The sequence below is a fragment of the Aeromonas sp. s2 genome, assembly GCF_040907935.1.
In the GTDB taxonomy this organism is placed as follows: Bacteria; Pseudomonadota; Gammaproteobacteria; order Enterobacterales; family Aeromonadaceae; genus Aeromonas; species Aeromonas dhakensis.
In genome coordinates, this window is sequence record NZ_JBFOCR010000010.1 from 125505 (window position 1) to 140379 (window position 14875).

Annotated in this window: 17 protein-coding genes; 8 read left to right on the forward strand and 9 right to left on the reverse strand. The window is 59.9% G+C overall.

What is annotated here, in order from left to right; genetic code table 11:
- Positions 1-89: 89 nt before the first annotated feature.
- Positions 90-2468 (reverse strand): PilZ domain-containing protein, encoded by a 2379-nt coding sequence (locus AB5Y81_RS09050; protein ID WP_279485264.1) that lies wholly within the window; start codon positions 2466-2468, stop codon positions 90-92.
- Between the two features lie 100 nt (positions 2469-2568).
- On the opposite strand from AB5Y81_RS09050, the gene radA reads away from it, so the two are divergent.
- The gene (gene radA / locus AB5Y81_RS09055) at positions 2569-3933 is read left to right on the forward strand and encodes a DNA repair protein RadA (RefSeq protein WP_005305075.1); all 1365 of its coding nucleotides are present in this window, start codon (positions 2569-2571) and stop codon (positions 3931-3933) included.
- A 77-nt stretch (positions 3934-4010) separates the two neighbouring features.
- Here the strand turns inward: radA and AB5Y81_RS09060 are convergent, their stop codons facing one another.
- Positions 4011-4391 carry a PilZ domain-containing protein gene (locus AB5Y81_RS09060; protein WP_005305070.1) on the reverse strand — a complete coding sequence of 127 codons (381 nt, stop codon included), beginning with the start codon at positions 4389-4391 and terminating at the stop codon, positions 4011-4013.
- 101 nt (positions 4392-4492) lie between these two features.
- The gene (locus AB5Y81_RS09065) at positions 4493-4978 is read right to left on the reverse strand and encodes an Rsd/AlgQ family anti-sigma factor (protein WP_005305066.1); all 486 of its coding nucleotides are present in this window, start codon (positions 4976-4978) and stop codon (positions 4493-4495) included.
- Positions 4979-5075: 97 nt separating this feature from the next.
- Between AB5Y81_RS09065 and AB5Y81_RS09070 the strand changes: the two genes are divergently transcribed.
- The 3 genes from AB5Y81_RS09070 to AB5Y81_RS09080 all read left to right on the forward strand — a co-directional run bounded on the left by AB5Y81_RS09070 (position 5076) and on the right by AB5Y81_RS09080 (position 6119).
- A complete protein-coding gene (locus AB5Y81_RS09070; protein WP_279485265.1) occupies positions 5076-5261 on the forward strand; it encodes a hypothetical protein in 186 nt (61 codons plus the stop codon).
- Positions 5262-5319: 58 nt separating this feature from the next.
- Positions 5320-5592, forward strand: coding sequence for a nucleoid-associated protein HU-alpha (gene hupA / locus AB5Y81_RS09075; RefSeq protein WP_005305063.1), 273 nt, complete (start codon positions 5320-5322; stop codon positions 5590-5592).
- Positions 5593-5693: 101 nt separating this feature from the next.
- Complete coding sequence (locus tag AB5Y81_RS09080; protein ID WP_005305052.1) at positions 5694-6119, forward strand: hypothetical protein; 426 nt, start codon at positions 5694-5696, stop codon at positions 6117-6119.
- 75 nt (positions 6120-6194) lie between these two features.
- Here the strand turns inward: AB5Y81_RS09080 and AB5Y81_RS09085 are convergent, their stop codons facing one another.
- Positions 6195-6344: a hypothetical protein gene (locus tag AB5Y81_RS09085; protein WP_005305049.1), complete on the reverse strand. Its 150-nt coding sequence runs from the start codon at positions 6342-6344 to the stop codon at positions 6195-6197.
- Between the two features lie 2 nt (positions 6345-6346).
- The gene (dusA, locus tag AB5Y81_RS09090) at positions 6347-7333 is read right to left on the reverse strand and encodes a tRNA dihydrouridine(20/20a) synthase DusA (protein ID WP_024943335.1); all 987 of its coding nucleotides are present in this window, start codon (positions 7331-7333) and stop codon (positions 6347-6349) included.
- Between the two features lie 138 nt (positions 7334-7471).
- On the opposite strand from dusA, the gene zur reads away from it, so the two are divergent.
- The 3 genes from zur to AB5Y81_RS09105 are packed head-to-tail and all read left to right on the forward strand — an operon-like array spanning position 7472 to position 8613.
- Positions 7472-7930 carry a zinc uptake transcriptional repressor Zur gene (gene zur / locus AB5Y81_RS09095; protein WP_005305041.1) on the forward strand — a complete coding sequence of 153 codons (459 nt, stop codon included), beginning with the start codon at positions 7472-7474 and terminating at the stop codon, positions 7928-7930.
- Complete coding sequence (locus AB5Y81_RS09100; protein ID WP_005305039.1) at positions 7920-8381, forward strand: chemotaxis protein CheX; 462 nt, start codon at positions 7920-7922, stop codon at positions 8379-8381. The genes zur and AB5Y81_RS09100 overlap by 11 nt, the downstream gene beginning before the upstream one ends.
- Positions 8382-8385: 4 nt before the next feature.
- A complete protein-coding gene (locus AB5Y81_RS09105) occupies positions 8386-8613 on the forward strand; it encodes a hypothetical protein (protein ID WP_005305036.1) in 228 nt (75 codons plus the stop codon).
- A 64-nt stretch (positions 8614-8677) separates the two neighbouring features.
- Here AB5Y81_RS09105 and brnQ (AB5Y81_RS09110) read toward each other — a convergent pair whose 3' ends face one another.
- The 3 genes from brnQ (AB5Y81_RS09110) to AB5Y81_RS09120 form a co-directional block, all read right to left on the reverse strand.
- Positions 8678-9955: a branched-chain amino acid transport system II carrier protein gene (gene brnQ, locus AB5Y81_RS09110; protein WP_279462361.1), complete on the reverse strand. Its 1278-nt coding sequence runs from the start codon at positions 9953-9955 to the stop codon at positions 8678-8680.
- 390 nt (positions 9956-10345) lie between these two features.
- On the reverse strand, positions 10346-11653 hold the full coding sequence (gene brnQ, locus AB5Y81_RS09115; protein WP_005305030.1) for a branched-chain amino acid transport system II carrier protein: 1308 nt from the start codon (positions 11651-11653) through the stop codon (positions 10346-10348).
- Between the two features lie 190 nt (positions 11654-11843).
- Positions 11844-12554 carry a tRNA1(Val) (adenine(37)-N6)-methyltransferase gene (locus tag AB5Y81_RS09120; protein ID WP_042007904.1) on the reverse strand — a complete coding sequence of 237 codons (711 nt, stop codon included), beginning with the start codon at positions 12552-12554 and terminating at the stop codon, positions 11844-11846.
- 128 nt (positions 12555-12682) lie between these two features.
- Here AB5Y81_RS09120 and srmB point away from each other — a divergent pair, with 128 nt between their 5' ends.
- Positions 12683-13906, forward strand: coding sequence for an ATP-dependent RNA helicase SrmB (gene srmB / locus AB5Y81_RS09125; RefSeq protein ID WP_279485266.1), 1224 nt, complete (start codon positions 12683-12685; stop codon positions 13904-13906).
- A 176-nt stretch (positions 13907-14082) separates the two neighbouring features.
- Here srmB and yaaA read toward each other — a convergent pair whose 3' ends face one another.
- On the reverse strand, positions 14083-14856 hold the full coding sequence (gene yaaA, locus AB5Y81_RS09130) for a peroxide stress protein YaaA (protein ID WP_010636178.1): 774 nt from the start codon (positions 14854-14856) through the stop codon (positions 14083-14085).
- Between the last annotated feature and the right edge of the window lie 19 nt (positions 14857-14875).

Sequence of the window (14875 nt, forward strand, 5' to 3'; positions counted from 1 at the left end):
CCGCAAGAGTGCGAAAAACAATGGCGGACCCAGGGTCCGCCATTGCTTGCTGCTTGGTGTAGCGCCGCCTCGAGTCGGTGCCCTCTTCTTTACTTGATGGGCGCCGTGATGCCGAGCCGGAACAGCGTTGCCTGGCTGGTATCGGTCAGCTCGCCAACCCCCACCACGCTCCACAGCTCCTCTTCAAGCTTCTTGGCCTTGTGAATGGCGAACTTGGCGATGTAGTCCAGCTCGTTGGCGATGAAGTTGGTATCGGGGCGACCGGTACGGGAGATGCCGACCAGCACCGAGTAGAACTCCCCCTGGCGCAGTGCCTGCTCGATGAAGCTGCGCTTCTCCGCCACGTTCTGGAAGCTGCTGGCGAGCCGGCTGGTGAAGATGGGCAGGCCGGTCGCCGTCTGCAGACTGGCGATATAGACCTCCTCCTCCTGCGGTTGATCCTCGCGCTCGATGGCCCGCAGCGGGTTCATGATGAGCTGCTTGAGCAACTCCCCCTGGAATAGCGGGTAGAGGTTGTCCTGATCGCCCTGCTCGGCACAGGCCTTGAGCAGGCGCGACAGGCTGCGCGGCTGCGGCGCATGACCGACCGAGGCCGGCTTGGGGGCACCCTTGAGCTTGTTGATGTAGACCGGGGTGCAGAAGACGTGGTGGGTATAGATGTTGCGCAGTGCCCGTGCCATGCCGCGATAACGGCGCTGCTCCTGGGCCGCTTTGAGCTTGTTCTGGTTGCTCTCGATCAGCAGCTTGAAGAACTGGCGGCCGGTGTGGCGCTCGGGATCCCCCTCGATGCACAGGTGCAGCACGGTGCGGGTCAGGTTGATGCTGACCAGCCTGTAGGGGAGGCGTTGCAGATCCATGCTCTTGGAGAGTTCCTGCAGGCGCGGCAGGGCGATGGTGACTATGTCGTCCTTCGCCCCCTCGAACGGCTCTTCCAGCTCGATTTGCATGCCGTGGGCCGAGATGTCGCGGGTCCAGCCGAGCCAGGCCCGGCCATTGTGCTTGATGGCGACGGCGGTCTTGTGGATGTAGCGAGCCTCCTTGCGCAGCTGGACATAGTGCAGCGTCTCGATCTCGAAGGGGGCGGCACTGCTGTCGTGACCGAAGCGCTGCAGCTCGTTGGCGTTGTGCTGGCTGGAGGCGTCGAACTGGAACTCTTCCCGCTGGCTGTCGAGGCCGACTTGCTGCAGCAGACCGACGTAGCTTATCTGCTTGAGCCGCTCCTGCAGCAGCATGTCCTGCAGCTGGGGGCTCTCCTTGCCCTGCTGACTGGCCAGATCGGCCTCGTGCAGGTCGCAGCGTTCCAGACTGAACTTGTAGACCCGCCAGCTGGGGCGACGGGCCCCCACCTGGAAGAAGAGCGACATCAGGCCGCTTTGCAGCAGCTCCTCCCGGGTGGCGGAGAAGAAGTAGAGGTGGCTGCGCACCGAGTGGGTAAAGCAGTAGATCAGGGTCTCTTTCAATTCTCCCTTCGCCGGCAACAGGGCCTGCATGCGGGTGGCCGAGAACAGGCTGGCGAGCATGTCGCGGTTCTTGGCGTCGCGCCAATACTCCAGGATGTGCTGGTTGTTCTCGGTGCGCAGGGCGATCTCGAGGCTGGGACTGTCGCCCGAGCCGAAGAACAGCGGCATGCCGGTCATGCGCGGCAGGTAGAACTGCTCATACCCCTTGATGATGGCCGCGGAGAGCAGGTAGTCGACGCTGACCCGGTAGCGGCTCTTGTTGCTCTCGATGAAATCGTTCAGAAACTGGTCGAAGGCCGGGTGTTCACCGGTCTTGATCAGCCTGAGCCAGTATTTCCCTTCCTTGCTCTCTTCCCCGAGGATCTGGTAGCTGACCGAATGGTGCAGGACGGGATTGGGGTGATCCCGTTCCAGCCCGGTGAAGAACACCTCGACCTGAGCGCCGGTCTGGTAGTTGGGCAGATAGGGCACCGAAACCCGGATCCCGCCCAGAGAGAGATCGGAACTCTTGGCGAACAGCTTGTCGCCATCGGCGAACTTGATCACCACGGGGGAGCTGAAGTGCATCCGCTCCTGGCGCCGGCCATAGTAGCTGGCAAAGGAGATGGGATTGACATCGTACTGGCGAAACGGGCTGACGGGGGGCTGGAGTTGGCCGTCGTTCTTGCCATGCTGGTATTTTTGCCAGTATTGCAGCGCTTCGTAGACCCCCAGGGTGTAGTCATCCTTGTAGAGGTAGCACTGGGACTGGAACAGGCCGATGGCCTCGGCCGGCATGAAATGGGTGATCCCTTCGAACTCGTGCACCAAGCACTCATCGCCCAGCTCGTCGCGCATGTCGATGACCCGGCGGCAGGGGGTGCATTTGCGTTTGAGCTCCATCTTGATCAGAAAACGGCTGTTGCTGTTCTCGTCCTGGGTCAGGCGATTGAGGATGTCATCGAAATCCTTTTCTCTGAGCAGAGGAATAAGTTGTTCAATCAGGTGCTGTTGTTGTTCTGATTCCATGTGTTCCTGCCACGGAAAGTCACTTTTCCGATTCTGGGTTTGATCTGTCGGTCGCAAACAAGTATATCAAGCAGGAATTCATCCTGTCCCCGAGTTATCCATGGCCAAAAACAAAACTGCCTATGTTTGTACCGAATGTGGCGCCGACTTCACACGCTGGCAGGGCCAGTGCAGTGAGTGCAAGGAGTGGAACACCATCAGCGAGGTGCGCCTCGGCTCGGTGACCCCGGGCAAGAGCGCCCGCTACAGCGGCTATGCCGGCGCCGTCGGCAGCCAGGTCCAGACGCTGGCGGAGATCGCCACCACCGAGATCCCCCGTTTCTCTTCCGGCTTCAAGGAGCTGGATCGGGTGCTTGGCGGCGGCGTGGTGCCGGGGTCGGCCATCCTGATCGGTGGCAACCCGGGGGCGGGCAAGTCGACCCTGTTGCTGCAGACCATGTGTGGCCTGGCCGAGCGGATGAAGACCCTGTACGTCACCGGTGAGGAGTCGTTGCAGCAGGTGGCGATGCGGGCATCGCGTCTCGGCCTGCCCACCGACAAGCTGCGCATGCTGTCGGAGACCTCGGTCGAGCAGATCTGCCTGATTGCCCAGCAGGAGCAGCCGCAGATCATGGTCATCGACTCCATTCAGGTGATGCATGTGGCGGATGTGCAGTCGGCGCCGGGGTCCGTCTCCCAGGTGCGGGAAGCGGCCGCCCTGCTGACCCGCTATGCCAAGCAGAATCACGTCGCCATCTTCATGGTGGGCCACGTGACCAAGGATGGCACCCTGGCCGGTCCCAAGGTGCTGGAGCACTGCATCGACTGTTCCGTGCTGCTCGACGGCAGCCACGACTCTCGCTTTCGCACCCTGCGCTCCCACAAGAACCGCTTCGGGGCGGTCAACGAGCTGGGGGTCTTCGCCATGACCGGGCAGGGTATGCGGGAAGTGAGCAACCCTTCCGCCATCTTCCTCAGTCGCGGTGAGGAGCAGGCGCCCGGCTCCATCGTGATGGTGATCTGGGAGGGCACGCGTCCGCTGCTGGTGGAGTTGCAGGCGCTGGTGGACTACTCCCAGCTCTCCAATCCGCGTCGGGTGGCGGTGGGGATGGATCACAACCGGCTCGCCATGCTGCTGGCAGTGCTGCATCGCCACGGCGGGTTGCAGATGGCGGATCAGGATGTCTTCATCAACGTGGTCGGCGGAGTCAAGGTAGAGGAGACCAGTGCGGATCTGGCCCTGTTGCTGGCCATGGTCTCCAGTTTTCGCGATCACTCCCTGCCCAAGGATCTGGTGGTGTTCGGCGAGGTGGGGTTGTCCGGCGAGATCCGGCCAGTGCCGTCCGGCCAGGAGCGGCTGCAGGAGGCGGCCAAGCATGGCTTCCGCCGTGCCATAGTGCCGCACGCCAATGCCCCCAAGCATCCCATCGAGGGCATGGAAGTTGTGCCGGTCAAGAAGCTGGCCGATGCTCTGGAGGCGCTGTAAGCAGAACAGGGTTCGCGGACGGGCAATAAAAAGGAGCGCAACGGGCGCTCCTTTTTATTGAGTGATGGGGCAGTGGCTCAGGGGTGGGGGTGTTCGAGATGCTCGCTCAGCAGCTGTTCCAGCTCCCTGTGCAGCAACTCTTCATCGCCGACGTTGAGTTCGATCATCCGTTTGAGATGGGTGGCGCTGTCGATATCGATATGGTGGCAGTAGAACCCAAGCTTCTTGCTGGCTTCATGGGTCAGCATGACCTGCATCTTGATCTCGATGTCACTGCCGCTCAGCACGAAGCTGAGTGAGTACTCTTTGTCGTCATTGCTTTCCCAGTCATCGGGCCGGATCAGCAGGGCGCCCTGCAGGGAAATATCGACCAGCTGGGTCCGCCATTTTTTATCGCCCTGGACGAGATCGGCCATGGTCAAGTAAAGGATCCGTGAAAAACGGCGACGCTCGGACATTCTCATCTCCTGTCAGCAATAGGTACGGGTGCTATAGGTCATGACATAGAGTGTAATGCACCTTGCACATCAGGATCTTGAACTGGCTCCGAAATTGGATATCAAACCTGTTGGGCGCTGAGTGACTCTACTACCTGCAGTGCCTTGATCAACCGATCTTCCTGCTTGAAACGATCTTCCAGCACGGGGCCAAGCTGGTTCAAGTCTTCATCCAGCAGCAGCATCTGGGCCTCGTCCGCGTTGCTGTACTTGTCGTTGAACTCCAGCGCGAACTCGGTGCAGGCGCGGATATGGGGGTAGATGCGCTTGGCCAGCTCCAGCTTGTCGCCGCTGGCCTGTTCGAAAGCGGTTACCACATGGTGGTAGATCTCGAAGTGGCCGGCGCTGACGTAGTCGACCAGCTGTTCGCAGAAACTTTGCAGTTCCACATGGCCCGGGAGCGAGCGCTGCTTGCTGTTGCGGGTGGGTTTCAAGCCGGCGAGCCGCATGTACTCGACCAGCAGTGCCTGTCTGGCGTCCAGCCAGTCATCGATAGCTCTGTGCTTTCCTGCCAATGCGCGTTTGGTTTGTTCCAGTTCAGTTAACATACTCCCTCCGTGGGGCATAGGCATGGAGTGCTATCGTGACAGGCCTCCGGCCTTTTTATGGACTGACGACACCTTCCTATAACTAGGGAAAATCCGGTTGACCGTCAATAGGGGCATGGGGATATTGTTACACCAGGTGGTGTTTTGGTTACAAGGCGCCATCATTTGCTCTCCTCTTCCCGTCAATTACGATCACGAAGGGGCGAGATATGTGACTATTTCCGCAGATCTTGATGAAAACCCCAGCATTCAAGCCAATCCGGCTGATAAAGCCTTTGCCTGAGTGTTTTTTTTTGAATAGAGTGGCCCGGTGCTAAATGCCCGATCATAAAGGAAATGTTATGAACAAAGCTCAACTTGTCGATGCAATTGCAGCCAAAGCAGATCTGAGCAAAGCTCAGGCCAAAGTTGCTCTGGAAGAGATCATCAATGGTATTACCCAGAGCCTGAAAGAAGGTGATGCTGTGCAGTTGGTGGGTTTTGGTACCTTCAAGGTGAACCATCGCGCTGGCCGTACCGGTCGCAATCCGCAAACTGGTAAAGAGATCCAGATTGCAGCCGCGAATGTGCCGTCCTTTGTGGCAGGCAAGGCGCTCAAAGACGCCGTCAAGTAATCCCCCAAAACCCGGCGCCAGCCGGGTTTTTTATTGCCATCGTCAGCGGAAATTGTTTCAGATACACTCAAGATATGGCGTGCGCTGTAGTGAGGTGGATGATGGAACAGAAAAATGCCATTCGGCAGGTTGCCGTACCTTGGGCTCCGTCCCGCCAACTCCCCCCGGGCCTGGTTGTGGCCGAACTTCATCAGGATATCTGGAGCGATTCCCTCACCATCATGCTGGGCAGGGCTCGCAGCATCGATCTGCCGCCGCAGATCCTGTGCCGGGTCTATTTCCGACATATCTTTGCGGTGCGGGTCATGGAGGATTGCGATCTGGCCGAGGGCAAGGATAGTCATGCCATCGAGGAGCAGATCCAGCTCATCACCCCGTCCCGGTTTGCCAGCTGGTTCCATCAGGAGTCGGACGGCCTGCACCTGGACGAGGATCTGCAGCACTATCGCATCTCGACCTGGGATTACTGCGCCGATGTGCTGACCTCCAGGGCGCCCGAGCTGCAGTTCGTGGAGAAAGGGGAGTAGCGTCACTCTCTGCAGCATAAAAAAACCGGCAACACTGAGTGTTGCCGGTTTTTTATTGGTCGGTGCGGGGGGAGTTCAGCCGAGCAGTTGATCCCGATGCAACCCCAGCACGATGAGCAAGCCGATGAAGTAGAAGGCGCTGAGCTTGACGCCCAGGATGGCGAGCAGACCGGCGCAGAGCCGGACGATGGCCTTGTGCAGCCAGGAACCGGTGAAGCGGTACATGGTTACTCCGCCGCCTCGGTGGCGGCGAATTCCGGCACCTTGGCCATGGCATCCAGCACCACCTGGATATCTGCTCCCGGCTTGCAGGCATTTTCGCTCAGGTGACGGCGCCAGGCGCGAGCCCCCTGCATGTTCTGGAACAGCCCCAACATGTGGCGGGTCATGTGGGAGAGATAGTTGCCCTTGGCCAGCTCCTGTTCGATATAGGGCAGCATCATCCGCACCACCTCGTGGCGACTCGGCACGGCGTTGTTCTGGCCGAATACTAGATTGTCCACCTGCGCCAGAATGTAGGGGTTCTGATAGGCCTCGCGCCCCATCATGACGCCATCCAGGTGCTGCAGGTGCTCGAGGGTCTGTTCAAGGGAAGTGACGCCGCCGTTGATGGCGATGGTGAGGTCCGGGTAATCCTGTTTGACCCGGTAGACGCGGGGATAGTCGAGCGGCGGGATCTCGCGGTTTTCTTTGGGGCTCAGACCGCTCAGCCAGGCCTTGCGGGCATGGACGATGAAGGTATCGCAACCGGCGTCGCGCACCTGTTCGATGAAGGCCTGCAGAAATTCGTAGGAGTCCTGATCGTCGATGCCGATGCGGGTCTTCACCGTCACCGGAATGTCGACCAGATCGCGCATCGCCTTGACGCAGTCGGCCACCAGTGCGGGCTCGCCCATCAGGCAGGCGCCGAAGCGGCCGTTCTGTACCCGATCGGAGGGGCAGCCAACGTTGATGTTCACCTCGTCATAGCCACGCTCCTCGGCCAGCTTGGCGCAGCGTGCGAGATCGGCCGGATTGCTGCCACCCAGTTGCAGGGAGATGGGATGTTCCTGCTCGCTGTATCCCAGGTAATCACCCTTGCCGTGGATGATGGCGCCGGTAGTCACCATCTCGGTATAGAGCAATGTCTGGCGAGTCATCAGACGATGGAAATAACGGCAATGCCGATCGGTCCAGTCCAGCATGGGGGCGATGGAAAAACGCTGCGCCTGCATAAAAATCATCCGGGTTGGCTAAACAAAGGGGGCGGATTTTACCACAACGTGAGGCAGCCCCAGAAAATGAATTTTGTCACCGCGCCAAAGGGGGCCCTGTGATAGTATCCGGCTAATAAAAAGGGTAATTGCGTGATCATGAATCAAGACCAACTTTTACAACGAGCCGAACGACTCTGCGAACAACGCGGGATCCGCTTCACCCCTACCCGACGTCAGGTGTTCAGGCTGCTGGCTGCCCATGGCAATGCCATCAGCGCCTATGATTTGTTGGCCCAGTTGCAACAGACAGAGGCCCACGCCAAGCCGCCGACCGTTTATCGGGCGCTCGATTTTCTGCTCGAACAGGGTTTTGCCCACAAGGTGGAGTCGCTCAACGCCTTCATATTCTGCTGTCACTTCGACCATGCCCACCCGATGCAGTTGCTCATCTGTGACCAGTGCGGCGAGGTGGTTGAGCTGCATGATCCGGCGATCGATGGCGCGTTTTCCGAGCAAGCCAAGTTGCATGGCTTTACTATTACCAATAAGACGATTGAGGCACATGGCCAATGTGCTCGCTGTACGCCCACTGTAGGAAGTCAACATGAAGGCTGATTTTGTAAACCCGTTCCTGCTCTCCCTGCTCAATGTGCTCTCCACCATGGCACAGCTTGAGCTCAAGCCGGGCAAACCCAAGCGCAAGATGGACGAGCTGGCGCGCGGCGATGTCTCCGGCCTCATCGGCATGGTCGGCCCGCAGACCCGGGGATCCCTCTCCATCAGTTTCGAGAAGGGGCTGGCACTGGAGATCATGCGCCGCATGCTGGGCGAGGCGCCGGCCACCATCAATGAAGAGGTGACCGACATGGTGGGCGAGATCACCAACATGGTGACCGGCGGTGCCAAGCGCATGCTGGGGGAGAAGGGGTATGAATTCGACATGGCGACTCCCATCATCGTCTCCGGTCTCAACCACACCATCACCCATCGTGCCGACGGCACCAAGATCATGATGCCGTTTGAATCAGATTACGGTCGGGCAACCATCGAAATCTGCTTCGAGTAACCCTATGTGGAAAGCGCTGAAATGGTTCTTCATCGGCTGGGCCCTGCTGCTTATCCTCTCTGATATCGAGATCACCACCTCGCTCTACAAGTACGAAGACAACCGGGTGCTCGTGAATTTTCCGCGTTGGCAGGCAGCACAGCCCTGGGGAACCTTTGAGTGGCATGCCGGGCGAGTTGAGACCCACTGGTATGGACTGGCCGGCAAACCCAAACCGGATCCGCTGCTGTAACGGCAGACCCCGCCCAACGAAAGAGGCCAGCTGATGCTGGCCTCTTTCGTTATTGGCTGACGGGTCAAGCGGCTTCTGCCGCCAGCGCCTCGCGGGGGCGTTGCAGCATGCCGAGGCCGCAGGTCAGCAAGGTCGGCAACAACCAGGCCAGCCCCTTGTCGAACAGCGGCAGGAAGGCGAACGCATCCATCTGCATGCCGGCAGCGCCCAGCCCGTCCAGGCAGCCGAACAGAAAAGCCACCAGCAGCACGGCGCGAAACGCCAGCCGTGGTCGACCGAAACGGCCCTGTGCAAAAGTGACCAGCACCAGTGCGATGGCGACCGGATAGATGGCGACCAGGATCGGAATGGAGAGGCTGATGAGCTGGCTCAGCCCGACGTTGGCCACCAGGATGGAGACGCATCCCATCAGCAGTACCCACTTGCGGTATGTCCAGCCGGCCAGACCGTGGAAGTAGTCGGCGCTGGCGCAGAGCAGGCCGACTGCGCTGGTGAAGCAGGCCAGGGTGATGATGGCGGCCAGGATTAACTGACCGGAGTGGCCGAACAGGCTCAGTACGTAGGCGTTGACGATGGCGCCGCCATTGTCGACGCTGGTTACCACGCCCGCTGCGCTGTTGCCGAGGTAGAACAGGGAGATGTAGACCGCCGAGAGACCAACCGCCGAGATGAGCCCTGCGATGGTCAGGTACTTGAACTGGCTCGGGTAGTCCTCGATGCCCCTGCGTTGCAGCAGGCCGATGATGAGGGCGCCGAACATCAGGGATCCGAGGGTATCCATGGTGTTGTACCCCTCCAGCATGCCCTTGATGAGCGGCGTATCCGTATAGTCGCCGCTGGCCTCTGGCTGGGTGCCTTGCGGGTTAACCAGGACCCCGATCGCCAGGATCAGCAGCATCACCATCAAGACAGGGGTCATGTATTTGCCCACCGCATCCAGCAGTCTGCCTCGGTTCAGCGATACCAGGATCACCAGTGTGAAGAAGAGCAGGCTGTAGAGCAGCAGACCGTGCTGGCCGGCGTCACCCAGCCAGGGCTTGAGCCCCATTTCATAAGCCACCAGGCCGGTACGGGGGGTGGCGAAGGCCGGCCCCATGATGATGTAGATGGCAATGGCCAGCGCCGTGGCTGCCCAGGTCGGCAGATGGCGGGTCATCGCCGTCCAGCCACTGCTGCCCTGTCCGGCGCTGCCTCTGGCAACGGCGACCAGGGTCAGCAGAGGCAGACCCACCGCCGTCAGCAGAAAACCGACCATGGCGGCCAGCAGATGCTCACCGGCCATGAAGCCGGCCAGCGGTGGAAAAATGATGTTGCCTGCCCCCAGATAGAACGCAAACGTCATAAAACCCAGTCCGAATATGTCGGACAACTTCAGTGATTTCGTCAAACCTGACCTCATCTGCCTTATCAGCTTGTTCTTGTTGATTGCACCCACTGCCTGGCAGATAACCGGATAACAATGCTTCCCTCTCCTGTGCCATCGGAAGATCGTCACAGGAGTACCATCTTGAGCATAAAGAAGAGATATTTGATCTCAATCACACATTAATATCTTGAAACAATTTAGTTGACCAGAATAAATCACCGATAGAACTGCAGTTGGCGGAAGCGAGAGGGCGGAGCGGGAAAGGGGAGGTCAGCATGGCATAGCCGGCAGGAAACCATGCCGGGCGAGATGGCACACAAACAAAAGAGCCTGCACAAGGCAGGCTCTTTGACATGGGCAGGAGAATCAGGCGGCTTCGGCAGCCAGTTTCTCGCCGGAGCGTACCAGCATCCCGAGGCCACAGGCCAGCAGGGTCGGCAGCAACCAGGCCAGGCCCTTGTCGAACAGCGGCAGGAAGGCGAAGGCATCCATCTTCATGCCGGCGGCACCCAGGCCGTCCAGGCAGCCAAACAGGAAGGCAACCATCAACACGCCACGGAACACCAGGCGCGGACGACCGAAGTAACCCTTCAGGAAGGTGACCAGTACCAGTGCTACGGCAACCGGGTAGATGGCGACCAGTACCGGGATGGAGAGGCTGATGAGCTGGCTCAGACCCACGTTGGCCACCACGGCGCAGATGACGCCCAGCAAGACCACCAGCTTCTTGTAGCTCATGCCGGTGAGGTTGTGGAAGAAGTCGGAGCAGGCGGAGATCAGACCCACGGCGGTGGTGAAGCAGGCCAGGGTGATGATGGCGGCCAGGATGAACTGACCCGGCTGGCCGAACAGGCTCAGTACGTAGGCGTTGACGATGGCGCCGCCGTTGCTGACGTCGGTGGCGACGCCGGCAGCCGTATTGCCCAGCTGGAACAGGGAGACATAGACCACGGAGAGACCGATGGCGGAGATGATGCCGGCAATGGCCAGGTACTTGAACTGGCTACGGTAGTCCTGGATGCCTTTCTGGCGCAGCAGGTCGACGATCAGGGCGCCAAACATCAGGGACGCCAGGGTGTCCATGGTGTTGTAGCCTTCCAGGATCCCTTTCACGAAGGGGCCGTTCTGATAGTCGCCGGAAGAGACGGGCATGGAGCCTTGCGGCGCCACGAATACACCGATGGCCAGAGTCAGCAGCAACAGCATCAGCAGCGGAGTCAGGTATTTGCCGATGGCGTCCATCAGCTTGCCCTGATTCAGAGAGACCAGGATGGCCACCCCGAAGAACAGCACTGTGTAGGCAAACAGGCCGGCTTGGCCCATGTCGCCGATGAAGGGTTTGAGGCCCATCTCGTAGGCCACCAGACCGGTACGGGGGGCTGCGAAGGCCGGGCCGATGATGATGTAGATGGCGACGGCCAGTGCGGTGGCCACGCCGGCCGGCAGCAGCTTGGTCATGCCGGCCCAGCCGTTGCCGGCCTTGGCGACGGCAATGATGGTGATGAGGGGCAGACCCACGGCGGTCACCAGGAAGCCCAGCATGGCCAGAGAGAGGTGCTCACCCGCCATGTAGCCGGCCAGCGGCGGGAAGATGATGTTACCGGCGCCCAGATAGAACGCGAAGGTCATGAAGCCCAGTCCGAGCACGTCGGACAATGTGAGTGATTTCGTCAATTTCAACCTCGTCTGTCTTGTAAACTATTGCTTGTTATAGTTTTTTATTGGTCGGTGACCGGCGTTGTTCAGGGGTAAAAAAAAGAGCCCCGCTTGTTTTTTCATCGCAACCAGTGGTTTGAGCTGGTCTGGAGCGGGCGCTCGTTTAGGAGTCAGCATAATGGCGTGAAAAAATAGTTCAAGACGAAATTTACATCTTCAAATAGAAGGGGCTGGTTAGTTGGATATATCTGTCGGAATAGGTTCCCTCAGCAGAATGGATCACAATTTCACCCCTATCGCACCTGTTTAATCCTCTGCCAAGTAGCAATAAAACACGATTTGCCTCTTTTCCCGCCCTGGTGATAACAGCTGTATAACAAACGGCATGCAGATCAAAATCCGCCGAAATGCATAAAATTTCATCGGCCATGGCCGTCGGCACGACCAGTGCGACCTGGCCATCGGGGGCCAGCAAGCGGTCGCAGGCGGCCAGCAGAGCATGGCTGTCGAGGGCGCCGGTATGGCGGGCCATCGCCCTGGCCGGATCGCGAAATGACTGGCCCGCCACAAAGTAGGGGGGGTTGGCGACGATGAGATCGTAAGGGTCGGCCTGATACCCCTGAATGGCGCTCTCTATGATGGTGACCCGCAGCGGCCAGGGGGAGACGGCTGCATTCTCGCGGGCCTGCTGCGCCGCATGCTTATCCAGCTCCACCGCATCGATGCGGCAGTCGGCGTGGCTGCGTTGGGCCAGCATCAGGGCGATGAGGCCGCTGCCGGTGCCAATGTCGAGGATCCGGCGAGCCTTGCCGAGCGGTGCCCAGGCGCCCAGCAGAATGCCGTCGGTGCCCACCTTCATGGCGCAGCGATCGTGCTCGACGTGAAACTGTTTGAAGGTAAAACCGCTGTTTCGTGCCATCCGACTCCCGTCCTGTACCCGCCTCGCAGAAAATGGTCGGCGATTATAGCGGCTAAGGCACAGTCACCATAGGAGCCGACGACATAATCGCCTATAATCTGCCGTTTCCTTAATGACCGAGTATTGCCATGAGCCAGTCCTTTGATGATTTCGACCTGAATCCAGCCCTCAACCGGGCCTTGGCCGAGATGGGTTTCACCCGCCCCACCACCATCCAGCAGATGGTGCTGGAGCCAGCCCTGGACGGCCGCGATATTCTGGCATCCGCCCCGACCGGTACCGGCAAGACCGCCGCCTTCCTGTTGCCGGCGCTCCAGCATCTGCTGGACTTCCCGCGCCGCAAGCCGGGCCCCTGCCGCATGCTGGTGCTGACCCCGACCCGCGAGCTGGCGCTGCAGGTGACCGCTCACGCCAAGGCGCTGGCGGCCCACACCAATCTCAGCATCGAGACCATCATCGGCGGCGTCAGCCACGAAGAGCAGCTGCCGGCCCTGACCAAGACCACCGACATAGTGGTCGCCACCCCGGGCCGTCTGCTCGAGTACATCGAGAAAGAGGAGTTCGAGAGCCACGACATCGAGGTGCTGGTGCTGGATGAAGCGGACCGCATGCTGGACATGGGCTTCATCAAGGACGTGAACCGCATCGTCGAAGAGGCGCGTTATCGCAAGCACACCATGCTCTTCTCCGCCACCCTGGAAGGGGCAGGTCTCGAGAAGTTCGCCAGCGAGATCCTCAAGGATCCGGTTGAGCTGCATGCCGAGCCGCCGCGCAGCGAGCGTCGCCCGATCACCCAGTGGGTTCACCTGGCCGACGACGCTGCCCACAAGCTGGCCCTGCTGGTGCACATCCTGAAGAACCCGGAAACCCAGAAGGCCATCATCTTCGTCAAGACCCGCGAGCGGCTGGCGGAGCTCTCCGGCCAGCTGCAGGCGGTGGGCGTGCCCTGCGCCTGGATCCGTGGCGAGATGGAGCAGGCCAAGCGCATCGAGTCGATCCGCAAGTTCCATGAAGGGGAGGTGCCTTTCCTTATCGCCACCGACGTTGCCGCCCGCGGCATCGACCTGCCCAACGTCAGCCATGTCATCAACTACGACATGCCTTACGGCGCCGATGTTTACGTTCACCGTATCGGCCGTACCGGCCGCGCCGGCAACCGCGGTTGCGCCATCAGCCTGGTGGAGGCCCACGACATGGCCATGGTGGCCAAGATCGAACGCTACACCGAAGAGCGCCTCAAGCGCCGGGTGATCGACGAGCTGCGTCCCAAGCACAAGGAGGCGCGGGTGCCGGTGAAGAAGAAAAAGCCGAAGGACGACAAGAAGAAGTCTGCCAAGAAGAAAAAGAAGTAAGCCTGCCCGCCACAACGGCCATCCCCGGATGGCCGTTGTGCTTTTTGGCGTTTGATGGGCCGGATGTCGGGCAGAAAAAAGCCGACGCATAAACGTCGGCCAATAAAAAGTGCTTACAACAGAGGATTCACCTATTCAGACTGGAGGATCCTGAAATTGGTTCCCTCGGGTCGTAATTAATTTTCAGCGCGTTTGAACATCAGGGTGTTGGCGTCGGACTCTTCCGGTACGAAGTAGTAGCCGTCGGCGTTGAACCCGGTCAGCTGTTCCACCTTGGTGAGTCGGTGCTTGATGATGTGACGGGCCATCATGCCGCGCGCCTTCTTGGCGTAGAAGCTGATGATCTTGAACTGGCCGTTCTTCTCGTCCTTGAACACCGGCGTGATGATACGCCCCTGCAGGGCCTTGGGGCGTACCGACTTGAAGTACTCGTCGGAGGCGAGATTGATCAGCACCTCGTCCCCCTGGGCGGCCAGCGCCTTGTTCAGGTGTTGGGTGATGATGTCGCCCCAGAACTGGTAGAGATCCTTGCCGCGCGCGTTGTCGAGCCGAATGCCCATCTCCAGTCGGTAGGGCATCATCAGATCGAGTGGACGCAGCACCCCGTACAGGCCGGAGAGCATGCGCAGGTGGGCCTGGGCGAAGTCGAGATCTGCCTCGCTGAAATCTTCCACCGCCAGCCCCGTGTAGACATCCCCCTTGAAAGCCAGCAGTGCCTGACGGGCGTTGGCCGGGGTGAAATCAGGCTGCCAGTCGGCAAAACGGGCGGCGTTGAGGCCGGCCAGCTTGTCGCTGATCTTCATCAGGCTGGCGATCTGGTCCGGGCTCAACTGGCGGGCCCGGCCGATCAGTTCGGCGGAGTGGTCCAGCAGCTCGGGTTGGGTGAAACGGGAAGTCACCAGCGGCGACTCGTAATCCAGCGTCTTGGCCGGGGAAACCACAATCAGCATAACGATCCTTTATAGCGGT